The 21,511-nt window shown below is 56.6% G+C and carries 23 protein-coding genes; 9 read left to right on the forward strand and 14 right to left on the reverse strand.

Going from position 1 to position 21,511, the window contains the following annotated elements; translation table 11 throughout:
- The 6 genes from ACFC20_RS00005 to ACFC20_RS00030 all read right to left on the reverse strand — a co-directional run.
- Positions 1-166 (reverse strand): RHS domain-containing protein (locus ACFC20_RS00005; RefSeq protein WP_375191393.1); only part of this gene is annotated, 166 nt, incomplete at its 3' end.
- Between the two features lie 14 nt (positions 167-180).
- Positions 181-3,351 carry an RHS repeat domain-containing protein gene (locus ACFC20_RS00010; RefSeq protein WP_375191211.1) on the reverse strand — a complete coding sequence of 1,057 codons (3,171 nt, stop codon included), beginning with the start codon at positions 3,349-3,351 and terminating at the stop codon, positions 181-183.
- 23 nt (positions 3,352-3,374) lie between these two features.
- Entirely contained in the window at positions 3,375-4,316 is a 942-nt protein-coding gene (locus ACFC20_RS00015; protein ID WP_375191212.1) for an IS1595 family transposase, read from the reverse strand.
- Positions 4,317-4,320: 4 nt separating this feature from the next.
- Entirely contained in the window at positions 4,321-4,662 is a 342-nt protein-coding gene (locus ACFC20_RS00020; protein ID WP_375191213.1) for a hypothetical protein, read from the reverse strand.
- Between the two features lie 64 nt (positions 4,663-4,726).
- A complete protein-coding gene (locus tag ACFC20_RS00025; protein ID WP_375191214.1) occupies positions 4,727-5,035 on the reverse strand; it encodes a hypothetical protein in 309 nt (102 codons plus the stop codon).
- Positions 5,036-5,387: 352 nt separating this feature from the next.
- Entirely contained in the window at positions 5,388-6,377 is a 990-nt protein-coding gene (locus tag ACFC20_RS00030; protein WP_375191215.1) for a DNA-binding protein, read from the reverse strand.
- A 205-nt stretch (positions 6,378-6,582) separates the two neighbouring features.
- On the opposite strand from ACFC20_RS00030, the gene ACFC20_RS00035 reads away from it, so the two are divergent.
- The 3 genes from ACFC20_RS00035 to ACFC20_RS00045 are packed head-to-tail and all read left to right on the forward strand — an operon-like array spanning position 6,583 to position 11,363.
- A complete protein-coding gene (locus ACFC20_RS00035; protein WP_375191216.1) occupies positions 6,583-7,077 on the forward strand; it encodes a hypothetical protein in 495 nt (164 codons plus the stop codon).
- Entirely contained in the window at positions 7,067-8,326 is a 1,260-nt protein-coding gene (locus ACFC20_RS00040) for a site-specific integrase (RefSeq protein WP_036207245.1), read from the forward strand. Before ACFC20_RS00035 ends, ACFC20_RS00040 begins: the two co-directional genes overlap by 11 nt.
- A gap of 7 nt (positions 8,327-8,333) precedes the next feature.
- Entirely contained in the window at positions 8,334-11,363 is a 3,030-nt protein-coding gene (locus tag ACFC20_RS00045) for a Tn3 family transposase (RefSeq protein WP_375191217.1), read from the forward strand.
- Between the two features lie 111 nt (positions 11,364-11,474).
- Here ACFC20_RS00045 and ACFC20_RS00050 read toward each other — a convergent pair whose 3' ends face one another.
- Positions 11,475-12,887, reverse strand: coding sequence for a TrkH family potassium uptake protein (locus tag ACFC20_RS00050; RefSeq protein ID WP_375191394.1), 1,413 nt, complete (start codon positions 12,885-12,887; stop codon positions 11,475-11,477).
- A gap of 251 nt (positions 12,888-13,138) precedes the next feature.
- Between ACFC20_RS00050 and ACFC20_RS00055 the strand changes: the two genes are divergently transcribed.
- Genes ACFC20_RS00055 through ACFC20_RS00065 form a run of 3 tightly spaced genes read left to right on the forward strand, consistent with a single transcriptional unit; the run spans position 13,139 to position 14,900 of the window.
- A complete protein-coding gene (locus ACFC20_RS00055) occupies positions 13,139-13,681 on the forward strand; it encodes a porin family protein (protein ID WP_375191218.1) in 543 nt (180 codons plus the stop codon).
- A 23-nt stretch (positions 13,682-13,704) separates the two neighbouring features.
- A complete protein-coding gene (locus ACFC20_RS00060; RefSeq protein WP_375191219.1) occupies positions 13,705-14,280 on the forward strand; it encodes an ACP phosphodiesterase in 576 nt (191 codons plus the stop codon).
- Positions 14,277-14,900 (forward strand): ATP-dependent zinc protease, encoded by a 624-nt coding sequence (locus ACFC20_RS00065; protein ID WP_375191220.1) that lies wholly within the window; start codon positions 14,277-14,279, stop codon positions 14,898-14,900. The genes ACFC20_RS00060 and ACFC20_RS00065 overlap by 4 nt, the downstream gene beginning before the upstream one ends.
- A gap of 34 nt (positions 14,901-14,934) precedes the next feature.
- Here the strand turns inward: ACFC20_RS00065 and ACFC20_RS00070 are convergent, their stop codons facing one another.
- Positions 14,935-16,296: a TrkH family potassium uptake protein gene (locus ACFC20_RS00070; protein WP_375191221.1), complete on the reverse strand. Its 1,362-nt coding sequence runs from the start codon at positions 16,294-16,296 to the stop codon at positions 14,935-14,937.
- The gene (locus ACFC20_RS00075) at positions 16,293-16,946 is read right to left on the reverse strand and encodes a potassium channel family protein (protein ID WP_375191222.1); all 654 of its coding nucleotides are present in this window, start codon (positions 16,944-16,946) and stop codon (positions 16,293-16,295) included. The genes ACFC20_RS00070 and ACFC20_RS00075 overlap by 4 nt, the downstream gene beginning before the upstream one ends.
- A gap of 168 nt (positions 16,947-17,114) precedes the next feature.
- Between ACFC20_RS00075 and ACFC20_RS00080 the strand changes: the two genes are divergently transcribed.
- The 3 genes from ACFC20_RS00080 (at position 17,115) to ACFC20_RS00090 (ending at position 20,168) form a co-directional block, all read left to right on the forward strand.
- Positions 17,115-18,383, forward strand: a complete 1,269-nt coding sequence (locus ACFC20_RS00080) for an MFS transporter (protein WP_375191223.1) — start codon at positions 17,115-17,117, stop codon at positions 18,381-18,383.
- A 123-nt stretch (positions 18,384-18,506) separates the two neighbouring features.
- A complete protein-coding gene (locus tag ACFC20_RS00085) occupies positions 18,507-19,331 on the forward strand; it encodes a MipA/OmpV family protein (protein ID WP_375191224.1) in 825 nt (274 codons plus the stop codon).
- A 342-nt stretch (positions 19,332-19,673) separates the two neighbouring features.
- Entirely contained in the window at positions 19,674-20,168 is a 495-nt protein-coding gene (locus tag ACFC20_RS00090) for a DUF3653 domain-containing protein (RefSeq protein WP_375191225.1), read from the forward strand.
- Between the two features lies 1 nt (position 20,169).
- Here the strand turns inward: ACFC20_RS00090 and ACFC20_RS00095 are convergent, their stop codons facing one another.
- The 5 genes from ACFC20_RS00095 to ACFC20_RS00115 are packed head-to-tail and all read right to left on the reverse strand — an operon-like array spanning position 20,170 to position 21,510.
- Positions 20,170-20,322 (reverse strand): hypothetical protein, encoded by a 153-nt coding sequence (locus ACFC20_RS00095; RefSeq protein ID WP_375191226.1) that lies wholly within the window; start codon positions 20,320-20,322, stop codon positions 20,170-20,172.
- Positions 20,319-20,531 (reverse strand): hypothetical protein, encoded by a 213-nt coding sequence (locus ACFC20_RS00100; RefSeq protein ID WP_375191227.1) that lies wholly within the window; start codon positions 20,529-20,531, stop codon positions 20,319-20,321. The genes ACFC20_RS00095 and ACFC20_RS00100 overlap by 4 nt, the downstream gene beginning before the upstream one ends.
- Positions 20,532-20,543: 12 nt before the next feature.
- Entirely contained in the window at positions 20,544-20,750 is a 207-nt protein-coding gene (locus tag ACFC20_RS00105; protein ID WP_375191228.1) for a hypothetical protein, read from the reverse strand.
- Entirely contained in the window at positions 20,747-20,980 is a 234-nt protein-coding gene (locus ACFC20_RS00110) for a hypothetical protein (RefSeq protein ID WP_375191229.1), read from the reverse strand. Before ACFC20_RS00110 ends, ACFC20_RS00105 begins: the two co-directional genes overlap by 4 nt.
- Positions 20,977-21,510 carry a hypothetical protein gene (locus ACFC20_RS00115; RefSeq protein WP_375191230.1) on the reverse strand — a complete coding sequence of 178 codons (534 nt, stop codon included), beginning with the start codon at positions 21,508-21,510 and terminating at the stop codon, positions 20,977-20,979. Before ACFC20_RS00115 ends, ACFC20_RS00110 begins: the two co-directional genes overlap by 4 nt.
- Between the last annotated feature and the right edge of the window lies 1 nt (position 21,511).

A 21,511-nucleotide genomic window follows, 5' to 3' on the forward strand; every position in this document is an offset into this window, starting at 1 on the left:
CCTGCTGCCACACCACGGCCCCGGTACTGTCAGTCGCCGCAATGGGCGAGCCCAGATGATCGTTGTGGTAATAGGTCACCACCTCAGCGGCGCTAAGGGGCAAGGCGGTGAATATGAGCATGGCCAGCGGGGCCAGTGTGTTCCAGATAGTGCGTGTCATAGTCATGTCCTCCTTAACCGTTACTGGCCAACTACGGTGGTATCGTCCACCGCCTTGGCGGCGGTTTTCGAATCCACGTAGATGTATTCCTTGAAGCCGCCCGATGGATCGTATTCTCCCAGCAGGTCACCCATCATCGTGTATAGAACGTGAGTGTCTTCGGACGGCGAACTCCGGCTGACCCGGGTATTGGCTCCATCGTATGTGTAATCAATCACATCGGTACCGTTATCAATGGAGGCGAGATTTTTTGCGCCGTCGTACACCATGATGTTCGGGCCATCACTGGTCATGTTGCCCCGTGTGTCGTGGGTGATGGTGTAGAAAAAGGTTGGAAAAACCCGGTAAGTCATTTTGTCAGAGTTGTAGTAATACTCCTGCAGACTGCCATTACGATCCCGTGTGAGAATATTGCCCCGGCCGTCGTAGGTGATCGTCTCAGTCCCCCATTGCCCGGCTGCCGACGTCATTCGGTTCACATCGTCGTAACCAATCGTGCGGTTATGGAGTGATCCGGCGTTGTCGACAATGCTGGTGACGTTGCCAACGTTGTCGTAGCCCATACCCAGATCGACAAAGTCCACCTGGCCGTTATTGGACACCAGCGTATCAGGCCGCAATCGGCTATCCAGGGTTTGGGTAGTCACCACGCCGTTGCCGAAGGTCATGGTATCGACTGCTCCGGAGGGGTGACGATCCACGGATGATACATAGGGAGTTGCCTGGGTTTGCCAGCCCAGGGCGTTGGTGCCAAAGTTCACTGTGCGTCCACTGGGGTAAGTCACTGAAGCCAGATGGTCCAGATTATCAATGCCGTAAGTCACGCTGTAGGTGGCGCTTCCAACAGTCAATGATTCGCTTTCGAGGTTGTCGTTCTGATCGTAGGTATAGCTGCGACTGGCTGTCGAGCTGGTCACCGATTTCAGATTGCTGTTGTCGTCATAGGTAAAGGTAGCGGTCGGGGTGCTATCCGAGTAGGAAACAGCGGTCAGGCGGTTGAGATCGTCGTAGGTCCACGTTTCAATGATACCGCTGGTACCGATTTCCTTGCTCGTCATATTACCGACGTTGTCGCGGCCATAGACCGTGGTTCCTGTCTCCTGATGGATTTCCTGCATCAGGAAACCGCGTGCATCATGAATATACTGGCGGGCGTAGCCAAAAAGGCTTCCATCCGTCTGAATTTCCCCCTGAAAAACGCGGTAGACCTGCCCCAGGCCGTTCCTCGAGATGCTAGTACCGATGCTTTCGGGCGACGAGATGAAGATCAGCCAGCTGCCGTCCATAGTGCCATGGCTGGCGATGGTCTTTATGGTTACATGGCCGTTTTCATCCACCTCTCGAATTTCATACCCACTTGGGTACGAATAGGTTTTCGAGGTCTGATCGGGAAAGTCGATGCTCGTTACTCGCTGCAGAGCATCGTAGGAGATAGTTCTGCCCTGAGCGCTGTTGGGGTAGCTCTCAAAGGTCATATTACCCACCGCGTCCCAGGCCTTGGTGACTTCGGTAGTCGTATTGGTGCTGGTGTCTTCACGCTTGATGCCAAGGTCGCGCCAGAAGCCGTCGAAGGAACGGGTTTCCTTGAAGCTCCCTCGGGTCAATACGGCCGACTTGTCATCGTAGCTGATCAATACATCTGCGTGTATGGGGAAGTCGATACCGGTCAGGCGGTTCAGGTCGTCCCAGGTGTAGGAGGCAATGTGTCCTTCACCATTTGTGGACGAGGCCAAGGTACCGTCCGCATTGACAATCCGCGTCTCTGAAATGGCTTCGGGCCGATTGATAACCTGAGGTGTGCCCCGGTAATAGTTTGAAAAGGTAGTTACATGATTGTTGGCATCGGTGATCGAGGCAATGTCGCCTTCAGGGGTGTACGTGTAGGTGGTCAGAACGCCCGACTTGTCTTCTGTCAACATATTCCCGGCTGAGTCGTAAGTTCTGTCGGTGACCCACTGGGTGACCGGCGCACTGTTTGGATAATCAATCGTTTCCTGAGTCACCAGACCAAGGATCCAGTCGTTGGCTGAATGACTGTAGGTGCGGGTGCGAGTCCGATCGGAAGTGGCGGTGGTATTGGTGGTTTCAACGATGGTTTGCGGCTTGGCGTACGTATCGAAATTGGAATATTGGGTTTGTACGGAGGTGCCTTGTCGCCAATGCGTCATATTGGTCAGCAGCGGAACCTGCGTATCATTATCAATTCTGCTGGTATCCCGCCCATGCCAGAAGTTTTCATTGGATAGCAGCGTGCTGCTGTACTGGTAGGAGTACTGTTCCAACATCGTTCCTTGAAGGTCGTACACTTCCTCGTAACGCTTGGTGCCAATTTCCCAGACATTGGCGCTGGTGGTGTAGCCGATGTGGTAGAAGGTGCGCTGATGGTCCGGTGCCACCATGTGGGTTTCGTCATAACCATACTGCCCGTTGTAGGCCGGTGTGTAGGTGTAGGACCAGGTGCCCGGCGTTATGTCGCGGCCGCTGTTTTGCTTGCCAGTCACAACCGTTGTTGCCTTCTGGGCACCGAAGTTGAAGTAAACATAGTCATAGTCGTAGTCGATGATGCCGCCGGAGGGATAGGTCACGGTATCGATCGCGAGGCTGCCGGCATCACCGTTGGTGGTGATTGGATAATAGGTGTAGTTCCAGCTCTCACCGTCTGGACGGGTCACTGTGGTTAGCTGCGCAAAATCCGGCGTGGTGTTGTTGGTGTAGGTGTGGCTGTAACTCCAAGTCTGTCCATTGGCGGTAATGGATGTCAGTCGAGTACTGTCGCTTAAGGTATTCGCATAGTTGTAATCTACCGAGCGTCCGTCACTGGTGGAAATCGACTCAATATAGGTGATGCTAAACGCATTGGTATTGTAGTCAATAGTCATCCAGTTGCCGTTGGCATCCTCGATGCGGGTCGCGTAGATCTTCAGGCCCTCAGAGTCGTTCGCCCGGTAATCCATGGTGTAGGTGGTACCATCTGGCGACTTCACAATCACATCGTTGTTGCTGTTGCAGTTCGCACTCCACCACTGCTTGGTGATTAGCTCAGGACTATGTTGATCCGCGACTACCAGCAATTGGCGACTACCGTCGGCCAACTCCAGAGAGGGGTTGTCGAGCACATCCACTGAAAACAGGTTCTGACTGCAAACCTTGTCTGCGTTCGTGTCTGAAACGGCAATGCGGCCAAAATGCATGCTCCAGCCATAGCCATACCTGATTACGCATAAGGTTCAGCCATCTTAAGGAACCGGTACGGCATCGGCGGCGTTCGCATGGCGACCGAGAGAAAGCGCGGGATCATGGCCTTGAGGTCATAGCGTCGATTGAAGCGATACTCGAACTCGGCCAGATAGCGTGGGGCATGCTGCCCGCGGATGGCATGGTAGGTACCGGTGATCGCGTTTTTGACGTTACCGAGCAGGGTGTTGACCCAGTTGAACTCCGGGTTCGCCACGCTGGCACGTCCACCGCCGGTGATATGGCGCTGATGAACGTAGGTGGGGGTATCGAAAGCCCGGAAACATCCGAGGCCGTCGCTAATAACCCGGCTGCCGGGGGCAATGGCCTGTTGGGCATAGCCGCGTATCCCGGCCAGGGTAAAGCCGCTGATACGGCGCAGCTGAACACGCTGCGGATGGCCGTCTTCACTGGTTTGCACGGCGGCGACAAACGGGAACTTGTGCTCAGCGCCGCGCCCGCGCTTTCCCGGCCGTTCACCGCCCAGATAGGCGTCATCCAGCTCGATGCGTCCGGACAGCTTCTCTCCCTGGTTGCGCTCATGCATGACCTGCAGCAACTTGTGCTTGAGCTTCCAGGCGGTATTGTAAGCAACGCCAAGCTCCCGGGACAGTTGCAGCGCTGAGATGCCACTCTTGCGCTGGGTCAGCAGATAAATGGCCAGAAACCAGGTGGTCAGCGGCAGATGTGTGGCATGGAAAATGGTGCCGGCAGTCAGCGAGGTCTGGTGATGGCAGCGGTGACACTGGTGAAGCCCGCGTGACAGTCGGCAGCCGGTGTTATTGCCGCAGTCCGGGCACACGAACCCTCCGGGCCAGCGATGCTGGAAGAGGGCGGCCTGACATTTCGCCTCTGTGCCGTACTGCTCTAGAAACGCCGGCAGCGACAGGCCGGACTGGAACTGAATCGGGTTTCGTGCCATGGCGTCATCTCCGGTACTGGATATAACCACAGTGTAGAGCAGGCTGATCAAAATGGGTAATCAGGTAGCCATAAGGGCTGTATGGCAAAAAGGCGTCTTGAGGGTTGTTGTAAATTCGATTGATGCGGATATCGAAACCACCATTACCGGGCACGACGAGATCCGTGTAGCTCAGTTGCAGTTGACCAGAGAAGGGGTCGATCTCTTCTCCGAAATTCTGGTTGATAGTTTCCTTGAACGGGTTCAACCCTGGTTCTTCGTAGTAATCGCGAATGTTGGCCTGGGCAGTTGAGGCAAGCGCAGTGCATGCGATTAGGCAAGACACAACTCGAATGCGGAATGACATCAGTCACCTCCATGTGGTTTGGGCGTGTTCGGGGCTAGGCATCACTCACGATGCCAAGTGATAATCAGGAGTTCGGATCAGCAATAATTGAGCGAGCCTTGATTTTTTGGGCTTCGTGCTTCTCCATGGTTCTAGCGGCTTTGGGAGCGTTAAGTGACGCCGGCGCAAAAGACGGAAGTCTCTGTTGCGAAGCCTTGTCAAATGATGAGGCTTGTCGTGTGGTTGAAGCCGAATTTCTGTCCGAAGCACCTACCGTAAATGGCAGGCTTTCAATCGCTGAAGCCCCGTCCGGGAATGCATGCGGTTTCTCTGCGACCACAACTGAAGACATCAGTGCGGAGAAAAAAGTAAAACTGATAGCGGTAAATTTCATGTATCCACTCCCTGTGTGCTGGTCAATTTCCGTACAATCCAAGCTAGGCCAAGGCTGATCTTTTGTCCAAGCGAATTTACAAAACGACACATGTTTCAATAAACGGACACGTTTTGGCAAAAACCTGTCCCTAGACGATGAAAAGGCAGGGCAACACGCCGTCCTAAATCCGTCATCCAAACCACTCGGACTCCCCCCAATGAAAAACACCTGTGACTTGAGCCACAACAGCCTTGCAGTAGGCTTTAAAACACAGTCTGGAGGCATTTCAAGAAACGGGATATCTCAATTTTATGTCGCGGTCACGAGCGATCTGCTCCTTTCGTCAACAGACCGTGTCTTTACGAATGCATTAAGGGGCCCTTCTGATCGTCTCGTCGGAATCGTTGCCAGCGCTCAAACGATCCAACAGCTCACTCTTCACGCTCAGCTCGGTTTCAAGCTGCTGAACCCTCGCTTTCAGTTGGTCGTTCACGCGCTGCTGCTTTTCAAAGGCAGCCTTTGGTTGACGTAACGCTAAGGCTTGCTGCTCTAACCGCGCCGTTTTGTCGACCAGACGACGATTTTCGCGCTCCCGCTCGCCAAGTTGCTGCGTCAACTGATCCGACTGCTTTCGAACTTCAGTCACCTCCGTGAACAGCCGGGTAATCTCCCGGGTGGCCTGGGTCTGCTCGTCGCGTTTCACGGCCAGGGCTTGTTGCAGATGGCGTTGCTCTTCCTGGACTTGCTGGATCTGCTGCTCATGCCGCCGCTGATCCTGCTCGCGCTGCTCTTGCACAGAGCCGCGATAGTGCTCTAGTGCCTCGCGGGCATGTCCGTGCTTTTCTTCCAGCGAGTCCACCTGGCGCTGCTTGTCCTGAACCTGCTCAGTCAGACTTTCAATGCGTTGGGCCTGTGCGCGGTTATCGCCTTCGAGTGTCGAGAGCGCCTTCTGAAGCCTGCGGACTTCGGACTGTAACTCATCCCGCTCCTTAGCCAGCGATTCGTTCTGCGCCTGGTGTTGCCGGGTCTCAGCGGTCTGTGCCTTCAGGGTTTCCTGCAAGCTGGCGACCTCGGCCTGGTGGCGCTTTTCAGCCTGTTCGATGGTCTCCTGCGCGTCCTGGCGTAATTGCCGGGCGAGTTGGCCAACCAACTCGGTGACCTGGTTGCTCAGAAGCGCTTCATCATCCAGACGGGTGCTTTCTCGTGCCTCAATCGCTTTCAGATGGTTGCTGATGGTGGTCTTTGAGCCAGTGTTGCCCAATTCGGCGCGTATGGCGTCGATAGAGGGGCGAACATTGCGAGCCAGAAGACGTTTGCGGGCGTCCTCGACCAGGGGTTGGGTGATGCCGCCTCGGGCCATGGTGGTGTCCTCATGCTTATTTCATACCGTATTACGTAATACGTTATTACATACTATATACGTTAGAAATATAGTTGAAAAGAACAACAAAACAAACATGTGATAATCCAGAGTTATCCATTGTGATACCCGTTTCAGCGGCTATACTGACTCACGACCGGTACGATATGGCCTCGGACGACGGCCACGCAGCAGGAGATCACACATGCACACACAAGTCGATCCACTGGATCAGGTGTTTGCCTTCCGGGCGTTTGATTTTCGCAACCGGTTTCCCGCCCCATTACCAAGCTTTCGTGCGGCCCTTGAATGTCTGCAAAGTGAAGACGCCTATTTACCGGACGTTGACGCGGAGATCAGGGCCTACCTCAAAGACGGGCGCTCAATCGCGATTCCAAACAGTTTCTTCTGGGTGGAGCACAAGCAGTTCGGTTCATTGGCTGAGGCGCAAAGCTGGGTTCAAGGCCGTCAGGATAGAGCAGCCACGGGGTCTGCGCTGGACAGGCTGTCTGGCTCACTGATCACCAATCCCGACGATCCATTCGATCAACAGGTGCGCGATGCCATGGCCAAGACGTTCACAAAGATGGTTTCAAACGCGGACAACGATGCTGTGTGCGAGTCGGTCGAGCGCTGGTTAACAGAAGCAATAGCGGCATTGCCGACATCGAACGAGACGGGTGGGCCCAATGACGATTGATCGGTACGTTCGGGCGGCGACCCGCGACAACACCCGACGCAGCTACCGATCCGCAGTCGAGCATTTTGAGGTGACCTGGGGCGGGTTTTTACCGGCAACCGCCGATAGCATCGCTCGCTATCTGGCCGATCATGCCGAGCGGCTGTCGGCCGCCACCCTGAAGCAGCGCCTGGCGGCGCTGGCACGCTGGCATCGGGACCAGGGGTTCCCAGACCCGACCAAAGCCCCGCTGGTACGCACGGTCCTGAAGGGCATTCGCGAAGAACATCCGTACCGGCAAAAACAGGCCAAGCCCCTGGCCATCACCCAGCTCCAGCTATTGGATCAGTGGCTGGCCGGGCAGATCGCGCAGGCCCGTCAGCACGACGCACGGCGTCTCGGGGTCTGGTTGCGTAACCGGGCGATGGTCCTGCTCGGGTTCTGGCGCGCCTTTCGCAGCGATGAACTCTGTCGGTTAACCATTGAAGACATCACGCTGGCCCCCGGTGCCGGTATGTCCCTGTACCTGCGAAGAAGTAAGGGGGATCGTCAGGCCGAAGGGCGTCTGTATAAAGTGCCCGCTCTGAGGCAGTGCTGTCCGGTCGAGGCCTGTCAGGATTGGCTGGACTTCCTGGATCAACCCAGCGGCGCCCTGTTCAGGGCGATTGATCGCTGGGGGAACCTGTCGGACGTGTCATTGCACCCGAACAGCATCGTGCCGTTGCTACGCCAGCTACTGTCTGACGCGGGTATTGACGCCGTGGAAGCGTTTAGCAGCCATTCACTACGGCGCGGTTTTGCCACCTGGGCCAGCGCGTCGGGCTGGGAAATCAAAGCGCTGATGGAATACGTCGGTTGGCGGGATACCCAAACGGCCTTGCGTTACATTGAAGCCAAATCACCGTTCGAGCAGGCCCTGGTGCAGATTCCAACCGAAGTGGCGTCTTCGGTCGGCCAGCCGCGCCTGGCGGGCGCATCCCAACTGCGCTTACGGGCCTTGACCGTCCAGCTTACCCTGGAGCCGCAGCGTCCGCGAAGCCGCAAACACTACCAGGCCCGCACGGTGATCGAAGCCCATTGCCTGAAACCGTTCGAGGTGGAACACCAGACCGATGGACACTACCGCATCGAGGTGCCTGCAACGTCGGATGAGCATCTGGACGAAACGATGGACGACTTGATCGATGAGATACACCGTATAGCGTCCGACAAAGCCTGCTGGGTGGAGACACTGATCACGGACCCGGCCACCGGGCAGACATGGGATTGAGTCGATCATGAGTGCGATCCAGGATACAGCCTATCCACGGTTTCGGTCGGATATCCCACAACACGAACTCGATGCCGTTTACACACCCACCCCGAACGAGCAACGCTGGGCGCGTCGATGTGCTAAACAACTTCAACAACGCTTCTTTTTGCTGGTGCACCTGAAGGCTTATCAGAAACAGGGTTTTTTCTGCGCGACGGTTGATTTGCCGCCCGACTTGAGTGGCTACATAGCGAGATGTCTTGGCCTTCAAAAACGGCCGACCAAGATCCAGCAGAGGCAGTATGACCAATCCAGTGCCCGTAATCGCCACATCAATTGGATTCGGGCCTACGTCGGCAGCCGAATTCTGGGCGATAAAGATCGTCTGTGGCTCGAAAACCAAGCCATAAACGCTGCCGAGTCCCGCGAGGTGCTGGCTGATATTATCAACATTCTCCTTGAAGAATTGGTGCATCACCGCTTTGAGATTCCCGGCTTCACGGTGCTTTTGCGGCTTGCCAAGGATGCCCGAGCCACCGTGAATGACCGCTGTTACCGGTCCATCGTCAGCGAACTGACCGACGATACAAAGGCACTGATCAATGACTTGCTGGTGTCGCCACCGGGGATCGAGATCAGCGGTTGGCAGCGTCTGAAGCGAGAAATTCGCAAGCCGACCAATAAAGAGATCCGGTCCTACCTGCAACACCTCAAGTGGCTCAGGGATATCGTCGAGCGATTACCGAGTGTCCATGCCATTCCCGTGACCAAACGGAGGCAGTTCGCCAATAAAGCAAGAGCACTAGATGTGGCCAAGATGGCCCGAATCCCTGCACGCAAACGCTATGCCCTGGCGGTCGTCCTAATCCGGCAACAGTATGCCCAGGCACTGGACGATACCGCCGAGCTTCTGATCAAGCTGATGAGGCAGCTGGAAACCACCGCCCAGCAAAATCTGCTAACCTATCAAATGGAGCAGACCCAGCGCACGGATCGACTCGTGTCCTGCTTTAAAGACGTGCTGACCGCCATGGAAGCCGGGCCCAACCCCTGGCAATCACTTCAGGCCGTGGTCGGCGACAAGCGCCAGGAGTGGCTGGATGAATGCGAGGAACATCTGGCCTATGCGGGCAACAACTACCTGCCTTTCATGTTGCGACCGTTTCGCGCCAAACGCAGCCTGCTGTACAACTGTCTGGACATACTGACATTTCAAAGCACCTCCAGCGACACCTTGTCGATTCAACTGATTGAGCTGCTCCGAAAAAACCGTTCGCTGAAAGCCGAGACCCTGGATTTGCGAATCCATGCGCCGGATCTGATCGAAAACGTTCAGCAGACCAAGTGGACGCTCGATAAGTGGCGACGTCTGATTTTCATCCGTCCGGACAGCCTGACGGTTCACCGTAAATATTTTGAGTTGGCCGTTTTGAATCTGGTGAAACAGGAACTGAAGTCAGCGGACCTGGCGGTTGTTCACGGAGATCGGTTCGACGACCATCGGGATCAGCTGGTGAGCTGGTCGGGTTACGAACAGGAAATTGACCAGTACGGGCTGGAAGTAGAGCTTCCCATGGAACCGAAGGCGCTGGTCGGCCATCTCAAGGAACAATTAACCCAAGTGAGCCGCTCGGTGGACGCCGCCTTTCCGGACAATACACACGCCACAATCGAAGACGGTCGCATTGTCATCAAGCGGAATCAGAGGCAGGGGCTGCCGACGAACTGGCAGGCCCTTGATGACGACATCACACGTCGGCTTGGCACCCGCAGCATCGTCGACGTTCTGGTGGATGCGGAGCGTTGGCTTGGGCTGCACCGGGAATTCGGGCCACTGTCAGGCTATGAGGGGCGCGTTGAAGACCCCCGGTTACGCTTCATCGCGACGCTTTTCTGCTACGGCTGCAATCTGGGGCCCTCCCAGACCGCCGACTCTATCAAACAGCTGAACCGCCGCCAGATAGCCTGGCTCAACCTTAACCACGTGACCGAAGACAGGCTGGACCGCGCTATCGTCAAGGTCATCAACGCGTACAAGAAATACGAATTGCCCGGATACTGGGGGACAGGGCGGCGAGCCGCCGCCGATGGCACCAAATGGAATCTTTACGAGCAAAACCTGCTCAGCGAGTACCACATCCGCTATGGCGGCTACGGCGGCATCGGTTACTACCACGTCTCGGACACCTACATCGCGCTGTTCAGTCATTTCATCCCCTGTGGCGTTCACGAGGCGGTATACATCCTCGACGGGCTACTTGAGAACCGGAGCGATATCCAGCCGGATACCTTGCACGGTGATACGCAGGCGCAAAGCTATCCCGTTTTTGGGCTGTCCTATCTACTAGGGATCAAGCTGATGCCGCGTATCCGGAACCTCAAGGATCTGAACTTTTACCGGCCTGACCGGCGATTCCGCTACGCGCATATCGAAGAACTGTTCAACGGCCATATCGACTGGGCACGGATTGAGCGGCATCTGCCGGATATGTTGCGAGTGGCCGTGTCCATCAAGTTGGGTAAAATCACGGCATCAACCATACTGAGACGGTTGGGAACCTACAGTCGCAAGAACAAACTGTATTTCGCCTTCCGGGAGCTGGGCAAGGTCGTGCGCACCGGCTTCCTGCTCAATTACATCGACGATGTGGAGCTGCGCCAGACCATTCACGCCGCAACCAACAAGAACGAGCAGTTTAACGGGTTTGCAAAATGGAGCTTCTTTGGTGGCTCGGGCATCATTGCCGCCAACCTCCGGCATGAGCAGCAAAAAGTGGTGAAGTACAACCACCTGGTGGCGAATATGCTCATTCTGCACAACGTCGAAGCCCTCAGTCGGGTATTGCGCGACATGGCCGCAGAAGGAATTGCCATCACAGAGGATGTTTTGAAAGCGTTATCGCCGTACCGAACTCGCCATATCAATCGTTTCGGGGACTACACACTGGATCTGAAGCGACCGGTGGGGCAGCAGCTATTTGATTTGAAACTGGCTGAACTTGCCTCTCAGGGAGCGTCCAAAGCTCGGACGAGTGTTGAGGATGAAGCTGAATAAAAATCTACCCTAAAATTAGGCAATTCAATGGGTTGGGGGTGTTTCTGGGGAATTTTTCACGTTTGTCTGCCAACCCTCAAATAGGCCTGGTCTGAAAGGGTGTGGGGCGCGTCAGCTGCGCCAGAAGGCGGGCGACAGCACAATGACAACACTCAGAATCTCGAGACGCCCCATCAGCATGCCCACCGACAGAACCCACTTGGCACCATCCGGTAGCGGGCCGAAGTTGCCGGCCGGGCCAATAATGTCGCCAAGGCCTGGGCCAACGTTGGTCAGGGAGGTGAGGGCACCGGAAAGCGCGGTAATGAAATCAAGCTGCATGGCAGCGAGGGCAACGGTAATGAGCAGGAGACAGAGCAGGAAAATAAAGGTGTAGGCGATCATGGAGGAGATAATCTCGTCGCTCACTGACCGACCATTGTAATTCCGGGTCAGTACTGCCCTCGGGTGCAGCAGCCGCATGAGCTGTTCACGGAGGATGATCAGCGACAGCTGGAACCGGAAAATCTTCATGCCACCCGCCGTGGAGCCGGAACAGCCACCCACGAACATCAGGAAAAAGAACAACACAAACGCCAGGGGGCCCCAGGCCGAGTAATCCTCAGAGGCGTAGCCGGTGGTAGTTACCACCGAGGTGACGTTGAACAGCGTGGCCGCATAATTGTGGACCGGATCGAAGGGAACCGGGGAGACCAGCCACCGGTACAACGTGAGCAACAGCGGCACCAGGAACAGGATCATCAGGAACAGGCGAACCTGTTGGTCGCGAAACAGCACGCCATGCTGGCCGTGCAGCTCGCGCACAAACAGGAAGAAGGGCAGGCTGCCGATGATCATGAACAGGGTGGCTTCCATCAGGATCACGTCGTTGAACTTGCCCATGGACATGTCCGATGTCGAGAAACCGCCGGTCGCTATGCTGGTCAAACCGTGGTTGAAGGCGTCAAACAGGGTCATACCCGAGAGCCAGTAAGTCACCACCGCGATTACCGAGAACGCCACGTAGACCAGCAGCAGCCCTCGGCTGAGGGTCTTCATGCGGGGCAGTGCCTTGTCGGTCCATTCCGATGACTCGGTCGCAAACAGTCGCATGCCGCCCACTCGCAGGAAAGGCAGGACGGCAACGAACATACCGATGATCCCGACACCGCCGATCCACTGCAGAATCGACCGCCATAACAGCAGGTCCCGGTCCATGGCGTCGAGCCCGCTGAAAACCGTGGCGCCGGTGGTGGTGATGCCGGAGGTGCCTTCAAAAAACGCATCGGCGGCCGAAATGCCGTGATCGCTGAGGTAGAAAGGAAGCGCTGAGAGCAGGGCAATGATGAACCAGGAGGAAACGGTCAGCACGAACATGAAGCGCGGCTTCAGATCCCTGGGTTTCCGGTAGGTGGCGATCATGCCCACCAGACCCAGCGTAAACACGATGGCCGCCGACTCGGCGAACGCATCGGCGTTGGGCGCGTGGCCGCCGGCCAGTAGCAGCACGGGCAACGTCATGAAAATGCTCAACAGCACGAACATGACACTGACGATGAAAATGACGGGGTAAAGATTTCTCAATGGATGCTCGAGCCAGCTGAAACCGGGGAACGGCGTCAGAATACCTGCGAGGTGGGTTGTCCGCAAGGTAACCAGCCGCTTTCCGGACAATTAACAGCTGATTAAATCACTGTAAATTTGGCGTAAATGCGGATCTTTCTGATGGCAAAAATCGTGGGTCTGGTGCAAGTTCATTGCTGGAAACCGAAAGATTCGGTCAAGGAGATGCAATTATGAAAAGCACAAAGCTGATCGCAACCGTGTTCGCGTCGGGACTGGCGGCTGCAGGAACAGCGCACGCCCAGGACATGTACAAATCCGGGGTTGGCGGACTCTACTCCGGTCTCAATTATTCATTCGTGAGCCTTGATAACGGCAATGCAGAAGCTGACGTTGGCACGCTTTCCGCGAAAGTGGGTGTAATGGCAACGCCGTTCCTCGGCATTGAAGCCCGGGGCGGTTTTGGGGTAGATGACGACCGGATTGGCGGGGTCGACTACTCGCTGGATAACTTCTTCGGTGGTTATGCCACCTTTAACCTGGCCAACGAATCACCCCTGACACCCTATGCGATTCTCGGTTTCACCCGCGTTGAAGTGGAGGCCGAATCCGCCTTTGGCTCGGCAACCGAAGATGATTCGGATGTATCCTATGGCATCGGTATGAACATGGAATTTGCCCCCAACCTGTCGGGCAACCTGGAATACATGCGTTACTATGAGGATGGCAATACCGAAATCGACGGGCTCGGTGTCGGCTTGCAATTCAACTTCTGACAGCCATTGACCGGGGAGACTGCTTGAATCATCTGGCCCATGTATTTCTCGCGCCAGACTCACCCGAGGCCCGGGTGGGCAGTATTCTCGGCGATTTCAGCCGGGGCGTTGATCTGTCAGCGCTGCCGGCTGGGGTAAGGCAGGGCGTTCGGCATCACCTCGCCGTTGACAGCTACACCGACCAGCACCCGAGTGTTCTGGCCAGCAAACAGCTGTTCTCCGCCCAGCGCAGACGCTTTGCCGGTGTGGCACTGGATATCCTGTACGACCATTTCCTGCTGATGCACTGGTACCGCTTCACCCATACCGACAAAGATGCCTTTATCCGCCAAACGTACACAGAGCTTCAACAGAGTGAACACCTGATGCCCGAATCCATGGCCCGGGTGACTCGCCGCATGGTCTGGTATGACTGGTTCGGTGCCTACGAGGATCTCGACAACATCGGTGAGGCTCTGGATCGTGTGGCAGCGCGGATCCGATTCAGGAACCGCTTTCACGGGATAATTGCTGAAATCCGGGAGAACCACTCACAGCTAGAACAGAATTTCCTTTCATTTTTTCCTGATTTACAGGAGTTTGCAGGAGGTATTGAATGAGGTTTATTAAAACTGCAGCGATGGTTGCGGCGCTCTCTGCTTTGTCGCCATTGGCCCACGCAGCCGATCCGGACGCGGAATCCGGGCAGCGGGTGCCGGAGACCCTTGGCTACGTTGAGTGGATGGTGATGCAGGACACCAGCCTGAGGTTAAAAGCCAGGCTGGATACCGGTGCCAAAACCTCCTCCCTGCACGCAGTGAACATTGAGGCCTTCGAGAAAGACGGCGAGGAGTGGGTAAACTTCCAGATCCCTCTGGGCGACCATGAGGATCAGCCAACAGAAGGCGAACTGGATCATGAAGACGTCATCCTAGAATTTGAACGCCCGGTAGAGCGCACCGTACTGATCAAGCGTAAAGGAGCGCCGTCCCAGAAACGCTATGTGGTGGTCATGGATTTCTGCATCGCCGGCACTACCCACAGCACCCAGTTTTCCCTTACCGACCGTTCCAAGTTCTCCTACCCGGCATTGCTGGGACGGCGTTTCATGAGCGACGACAACATCCTCATCGATTCTGCAGACGCCTTCCTGGCGGAGCGGGAATGCGAGTATATGACGCTTGAAGAACTCGCCAAACGACACGCGGACAACCTGGTCGAGGCGGTAGACGCCAAATGACATCCTAATACTCGCGTTGAGAACGGGTTCGGGCTCACCCAACCGGGAACTCAGTCTGAGCATACCGGACCCGGGATTTTCTGCGAACCGTGAGCGTATAGCCCAGAGTAAGCGGCCCCAGGCGGCCAATGAGCATCACCGCCATGATAACCAACTGACCGGCGGTGCCAAGCTCACCGGTGGTTCCGCGCGACAAACCCACGGTGCCAAAGGCAGAAACGACTTCAAAGGCGATATCGAGGAATTCGTCCTCTACCAGGGCACTGAGCGACAGCCCCCCCAAAAACACCACGGCCATGCCGATCGTTGCTGTGGCCAGTGCCTTGAGCACGGTTTCGCTACTCAGGGAGCGCCGGAAGAAGGTGACGTTCAGGTTTCCCCGCAGGAACGAACGGGTGGCTGCCAGCATGATCACGAAGGTGGATATCTTGATCCCACTGGACGTGGAGTTTGGCGCACCACCAATGAACATCAAAAGCAGCATCATAACGCTGGTTGCCGCGGTCAAAGCACCTATATCGAGGGTGTTGAAGCCTGCGGTGCGAGGGGTGACGCCCTGAAACCAGGCAGCCAGCAGCTTGTCCCCGAAGCTGTCCAGTGCACCAAGGGTGGCCGGGTTGCCGAATTCAAAAAGCAGAACCGCGCCGGTGGCAGCGAGATTTAGAAAGAGGGTGGCGAGCAGGATGACTTTCGCGTACACCGATAAACTCGACCAGCGCCGTTTGTCCATCAGCTCCATGATAACGATGTAGCCAAGTCCCCCGACAATGAACAGGCCCGTTATAGCCAGGGTGATGCCTGGGTGGCTCACGTAATCAATAAGACTGTCGGCCGAAAGGGCGAATCCGGCATTGTTGAATGCTGAAATCGCATAGAACACGGCGTGGTAGACGCCGTCCCAGAAACCCAGCTCCGGCACAAAGAACAGCGCAAGCAACAGGATGCCGACGGCTTCGGCCACGAGTGCAAAGAGGGCGATGGAGCCACTGGCCCGACGTGCTGTTTGCAGTGAAATCTCATTAACAGCTTCCTGGGCGACCAGCTGCTGTCGTAATCCCAGCTTGAACCCCAGGGCCAGGGCAGTGAGCACGGCAAACGTCATCAGGCCAAGCCCGCCCAGCTGAATCAGGGCGAGAATGACCAACTGTCCGAACAGGGTGTACTGGCTGCCGGTGTCGACTACCACAAGCCCGGTTACCGTGACCGCCGAGGTAGCGGTAAAGGCAGCCTCCATCCAGGTGACCGGCTCCACGGTGGCGAAAGGCAGCTTGAGTAGGCAGGCGCCCAGGGCAATGAGTACCAGAAAGGCTTCCAGGAGCAGCCGGGGAGGGTTGATGCCCTTGGCCGGTTCACCATGTTTCCGGTACGACACCAGATCCAGGAAATGGACTTTCATAGCCGATCGACCAGGTCCCTCAGGTCTTCCAGCTGCCCGCCAAGAACCAAGCGATCGCCCTTACGGATCTTCCAGGTATGGTCAGGGTGAGGGTGGGCCTCCTTCATTCTTTTCACCACCAGCGCCTCCACGGGCTCACCCTTGATTACCTCACCGATGGTTTTGTCGACCAGATCGTCGGTGGTGTGAAAGTCCACGATGAAGTAATTGTCGTCGAGCCCCAGGTAGTCGTGCACCATGGGGTAATTGAGCTCCTGAGAAATGCGCACGCCCATTTCGTATTCCGGACCAATCACGCGGTTGGCCCCAAGCCGCTCCAGGATCCGGTGGTGCTGGTTGGTCAGCGCCTTGGCCCAGACTTTTTTAACCCCCAATTCCCGCAATTGGAGCGTCGCCAGCATGGTGGCCTCTACGTTCCTGCCGATAGCAACCACAGCGGCATCGTAGGTGCCCGCGTTTAACTCGATCAGGGAGTTTTCGTCGGTTACATCGGCAATGACCGCATGGGTGATCTCGTCAGCCAGTCGATCGACGCGCTGTTCATCGAAATCGATCCCGAGCACCTCGTGGCCAAGACGGGTCAGTTCGCGGGCAATCGTTGCTCCAAAGATTCCGAGGCCAATAACAATGAACTGCTGCTTTTCGATCATGGCTGCGTTCCCTGTATTCAATAGGTTTTGGCGACGGCCGCCGAAATCATCTCACAAGAGGCTGGAATTCCTCTATGCTTACCCGGCTGCGCGTGCATAATAGCCCCACCAATTCCTTTGCTTCACCTTAGCCAATCCACACCGGATTGATTGACCGGACATAGCTGAATGCCGCAAACAACGCCCCTGACCTACGATCGCTTGATGAACCCGGTACTGGTAGCCGGCTGCATCATCATTCTGGTGAGTTTTGCGGTGCGCGCGTCTTTCGGCCTGTTTCAGCTGCCGATTGCCCAGGAGTTCGCCTGGCCCAGGGAGTCGTTTTCCCTGGCAATCGCTATTCAGAACCTGTTCTGGGGCATCGGACAGCCCATCTTCGGCGCCCTGGCTGAACGATTCGGCGACCGTAAGGCCATTCTGGGTGGCGGTGCGTTCTATGTCGTTGGCCTGGTGCTTTCGGCCTATGCCATCACCCCGGGCCAGCACCAGCTTCTGGAAATGCTCGTGGGTTTTGGCATTGCCGGCACCGGTTTTGGCGTGATTCTGGCGGTAGTAGGGCGGGCAACTCCGGAACGGCATCGTTCCATGGCCCTTGGCATCGCCACAGCCGCAGGATCTGCAGGGCAGATCGTAGGGCCACCCGTTGCCAACGCGTTGTTGAGCCAGATGCCCTGGCAATCGGTGTTTGTGGCTTTCGCGGGTTTCGTTGCCCTCTCGATGTTTGCCCTGTTACTGATGCGTGCGCCACAGCGACAGCCAACTGCCGACACCGATGAACCGATGGGTGTTGTGGTCAAGAGGGCACTCAAGGACCCCACATTCCTGTTTATCTTTATCGGTTTCTTCTCCTGCGGCTACCAGTTGGCATTCATAACGGCCCATTTCCCCGCCTTTATCACCGAAATGTGCGAGCCAATTACGCCAGACAGCCTCATCTACGTACTGGGCGTAACCTCCGCCACAGGCCTTGGCGCCATATCAATCGCGCTGATTGGGCTTTTCAACATTGGCGGAACCCTGCTGGCCGGCTGGCTGGGCAACCGCTATTCCCGCAAATATCTGCTTGCCAGCGTCTATCTGTTGCGGACATTGGTCTCGGCAGCGTTCATCCTGACGCCCATCACGCCCGAAACCGTCGTCCTGTTTTCAGTAGCCATGGGTTCCCTCTGGCTTGCCACCGTACCGCTGACTTCCGGGCTGGTCGCCCACATTTATGGCCTCCGGTATATGGGCACGCTCTATGGGCTGGTGTTCTTTTCACACCAACTTGGTGGCTTTATGGGCGTGTGGCTCGGCGGAGCGCTGTATGATCTCTACAACAACTACACGCTGGTGTGGTGGGTTGGCGTAGGCGTAGGTGCTCTGTCGGCGGTGATTCATTTGCCGATCAAGGAATATCCGTGGTCGGAGCGCCCCAAAGTCCCTGTTGCTGCGTGATGGAAGCCTCCTTGAACGACCATTTAACCAAGAAAGTTTTCGAGCGTCCGTAGATATCAAGCTAATAAACTGCCGCAATCGGTTGATCGTATAAGCAGGTATCGCAGGGCAGGAGAACACATCATGAGAAAAACCGTCGTTCAAGTTGCAACATTTATGGGTGCCCTTACGTGTTACGGCCCCTTGTATGCCGCAGAGCCAAGAACGGCTCTGGTTCCGCTCCCTTCAATCGAGGATTTTACCAATGGAGAGGGCTGGGGCTTCGGGCTTGGCCTGGGCGTTGAATACGAGACGGCTTATGAGGGCTCGGACGAGTTCGAGGTTGAGGTCGACCCGGCCGGGGGCGTTCAGTGGCGAACCGGCGACCACGTTTTGTTCTGGGCGGGAGAAGCCATTGGTTGGCGGGCTCTGGCGAGCGGTTCGTGGCTGGTTCAGGCCTCTGTAGGTTACGAAGAAGGTCGCGAAGAGGGCGATTCAGAAGATGGCAGGCTCGATGGGCTAGGGGAATCCAGTTCCGGAGTAGGCGTGCTGTTGCAAGCTCGCTACGCGCTTACGCCAGATTGGCGTTACTTCCTGGATGGCCGTGTATCCACGGGAGAAGTCGGCACACTCGGAATTTTTGGCGCAGGAACGTGCCTGGGTTGCCAACTGGATGGAACGGGCTGGGAAATCGGCGCCGTTGTCACTTTTCATGACAGTAAGCTGGCCAATCGGGATTTCGGTGTGAGTGCCACACAGGCCAACAACTCAGGCCTCCCAGAAACTGACGTAGATAGCGGCTACCGATCAACCGGTTTCAATGTTAATTACCGTCATTACCTGAACACCAATTGGCAACTCTTCGGCGAAGCGCTCTATGAAATTTACGGAAGTGAGGTTTCAGATAGCCCGATCTCCAGAAACGATTATGAAGCGGAAGTAGGTGTCGGCTTTATCTATGTTTTTTGAGGCTGGTCGAATGCCGGTCCGCGAAGAAGGAGGTGAAGGCGCTTTTACAGGAGGCCTTCACTTCGAGAGTGCGGAGCTTATGCCGTATCAGGGGAGACACCAGTTATCGGCGAGCGGACTTGACCTTATGTCCACCAGGAGCGCCATACCATATTTAACATAATATACATTATGCGCAGTCTTGATGCCTGATTCCGGCCATATTTCACCATTGTTTACGCTGCCAACTCCCTGTTTTTTCGTGATCTCGCGCACACTTTCCAATCCTTTAGACCCCTATGGATTGGAGGTTAAAAAATGTGCGATTTTTATTCCAAAGGCAAACTTTTGTGGTTCCCGCTTATGAGAAACCCGTCTAAAAAAAGTTACCGCCACGACCCCACCCGCAAGACGTTACGCCTTGAATACGGCCCGCACGTGCGGTTTTTGCCCGCCGCCCTGGCGGCTGAACTTACCGGCGTGAGCGTGAAAACGGTCTACAAATGGATTGCCGGCACCCATCCGATTGACGCCCGCACCCGTCAGGTTCTGTATACGCGGGCACTCGGCCTGTTGCCCGATGAGCGCTGGACGCGGTGGCACATCGACGAAAACGGGCGCCTCACGGCCCCCAACGGCTGGACCTTCCACCCGGACGAATTGCTGGGCCTCAGTTACCTGAAACAGTTGAACGGCGCACTACAGGCGGATGTGGCCCGGCTCACGGTGGAAAACCGCATGTTGCGCGAAGCGCTGGACCATGCCCAGGCGAACCGCTGGCCCGGTAACGTGGTGGCGTTTCCGACGGGCACAAAAAAGCCCGGACTGAGCCGGGCCAAGGGTCCACAGGTGCCCTGAGTTATTCGGCGCTTTCCATCTGCTCAATGCCCTGGTCTACCGCCGTGCCTACCGACACCGCCACCGGTGCACCGACGCCCGTGGCGGCAATCAGACCAATCAGCACGTATTTACGCGCCCCGCTGTTCCAGAGGTTTCGAAACCAGTTTTTCACAATGTCACCCCGCCCATTTTGTCGAGTCGTTCGTGTGCCAGATCCGCCCGCGCCTTGACTTCGATAATCTCCCGGTCCTGGCGTTCCTGATGCTTGTTGATGTAATGAATGTGGACTTTGATGGCGGCAAACGCGCCCCCGAATCCACCCAGCCCGCCGGCTCCGGCGGCAATGATGCCCAACGCTTCCAGCCCCTGTACTGCCTCCACGTATACCCCTTACTACATCCGGTCAATCAATCGGTTTAACTCATCGGCCAGCCCGCCGCGTGCCGCTTGCAGGCTGTCAAACTGCACTGTGACCACCCCGCCCGATACGTCGGTGCGCACGGCTTCACCGATGTTTGATTTTGCCTTTCGGCCCCAGGCGAACCCGGCGACAGCGCCCACCAGAAAGCCCAGCGCGGCCAGTGGTACGGCTTTCTTCATCCGTCCACCCCGTTGAAGTAGTCGGCCAGATCCGTCCCCAGCGTGCCCTCCGAACCGGTCACGCCCTGGTACGCCTCATTGAACCAGCCGTTAATCACGTTGTCCGGATTCACCGGGTTTACGGCGTTGCCAACGTCCTTGACGGTTTCGACTGTCTTGTTTTTCAGATACCAGAGGGCCAGAAACCCGACAACACCGATACCGATTAGCTGTTTATTCGTGAAGGTCATACAACTAGCCCGATGCCCATGTATTCGCCCGACACTCGGGACCATGTGGCCACCGCTGGCCCTGGCCTTACGTCCACGTGCAGCATATTGCCCGGCGTGGTGTCGGTATACAGCCCTATTCCGGTAAACCCGACCCGCTGCGCGATTTCATAGGCCCGGCGTCGGTCCGTTGCCGTGCGCATGTAGCGGTAACCGGCGCCGCCGGCCGGCACCATCGGGAACACATCCACGGCCCGCACTTGGCCCCATCGGTCGATATTGTGTTGGCTGGCGCCTTCGCTGCCCTGGTGGCGACCGATACCCCCGTCCGCCGGGCTCACCCGCACCGGTGCGCCCCACTCATGCCGGAAGGCGTCGAGCTTGCGCAACAGCTCCGGGCTCATCTTGTCCCACCACGGCCCGAACTCTTCCGGCTCGAAGTAGCGCAGCTCTGGCCCGGTGTTGTCGGTGTTGGTGTTGGTCACGGCGTTACCCCTGAAAACGACGGTCAGCAGGAGCGCCCCGGCGGCTATGCCGATGAGGGCGCCCATG

It is taken from the genome of Marinobacter sp., from assembly GCF_041984545.1.
Classification (GTDB): domain Bacteria; phylum Pseudomonadota; class Gammaproteobacteria; order Pseudomonadales; family Oleiphilaceae; genus Marinobacter.

Excerpts from the sequence above, each read along its gene's own strand:
- ACFC20_RS00045 (WP_375191217.1), top strand. The coding sequence starts at position 8,334 with ATGAGTGCGATCCAGGATACAGCCTATCCACGGTTTCGGTCGGATATC.
- ACFC20_RS00010 (WP_375191211.1), bottom strand. The coding sequence starts at position 3,351 with ATGCATTTTGGCCGCATTGCCGTTTCAGACACGAACGCAGACAAGGTT.
- ACFC20_RS00040 (WP_036207245.1), top strand. The coding sequence starts at position 7,067 with ATGACGATTGATCGGTACGTTCGGGCGGCGACCCGCGACAACACCCGA.
- ACFC20_RS00070 (WP_375191221.1), bottom strand. The coding sequence starts at position 16,296 with ATGAAAGTCCATTTCCTGGATCTGGTGTCGTACCGGAAACATGGTGAA.
- ACFC20_RS00110 (WP_375191229.1), bottom strand. The coding sequence starts at position 20,980 with ATGACCTTCACGAATAAACAGCTAATCGGTATCGGTGTTGTCGGGTTT.
- ACFC20_RS00080 (WP_375191223.1), top strand. The coding sequence starts at position 17,115 with ATGCCGCAAACAACGCCCCTGACCTACGATCGCTTGATGAACCCGGTA.
- ACFC20_RS00025 (WP_375191214.1), bottom strand. The coding sequence starts at position 5,035 with ATGAAATTTACCGCTATCAGTTTTACTTTTTTCTCCGCACTGATGTCT.
- ACFC20_RS00020 (WP_375191213.1), bottom strand. The coding sequence starts at position 4,662 with ATGTCATTCCGCATTCGAGTTGTGTCTTGCCTAATCGCATGCACTGCG.
- ACFC20_RS00055 (WP_375191218.1), top strand. The coding sequence starts at position 13,139 with ATGAAAAGCACAAAGCTGATCGCAACCGTGTTCGCGTCGGGACTGGCG.
- ACFC20_RS00050 (WP_375191394.1), bottom strand. The coding sequence starts at position 12,887 with ATGTTCGTGCTGTTGAGCATTTTCATGACGTTGCCCGTGCTGCTACTG.
- ACFC20_RS00035 (WP_375191216.1), top strand. The coding sequence starts at position 6,583 with ATGCACACACAAGTCGATCCACTGGATCAGGTGTTTGCCTTCCGGGCG.
- ACFC20_RS00030 (WP_375191215.1), bottom strand. The coding sequence starts at position 6,377 with ATGGCCCGAGGCGGCATCACCCAACCCCTGGTCGAGGACGCCCGCAAA.
- ACFC20_RS00015 (WP_375191212.1), bottom strand. The coding sequence starts at position 4,316 with ATGGCACGAAACCCGATTCAGTTCCAGTCCGGCCTGTCGCTGCCGGCG.
- ACFC20_RS00075 (WP_375191222.1), bottom strand. The coding sequence starts at position 16,946 with ATGATCGAAAAGCAGCAGTTCATTGTTATTGGCCTCGGAATCTTTGGA.
- ACFC20_RS00115 (WP_375191230.1), bottom strand. The coding sequence starts at position 21,510 with ATGGGCGCCCTCATCGGCATAGCCGCCGGGGCGCTCCTGCTGACCGTC.
- ACFC20_RS00090 (WP_375191225.1), top strand. The coding sequence starts at position 19,674 with ATGAGAAACCCGTCTAAAAAAAGTTACCGCCACGACCCCACCCGCAAG.
- ACFC20_RS00065 (WP_375191220.1), top strand. The coding sequence starts at position 14,277 with ATGAGGTTTATTAAAACTGCAGCGATGGTTGCGGCGCTCTCTGCTTTG.
- ACFC20_RS00085 (WP_375191224.1), top strand. The coding sequence starts at position 18,507 with ATGAGAAAAACCGTCGTTCAAGTTGCAACATTTATGGGTGCCCTTACG.
- ACFC20_RS00105 (WP_375191228.1), bottom strand. The coding sequence starts at position 20,750 with ATGAAGAAAGCCGTACCACTGGCCGCGCTGGGCTTTCTGGTGGGCGCT.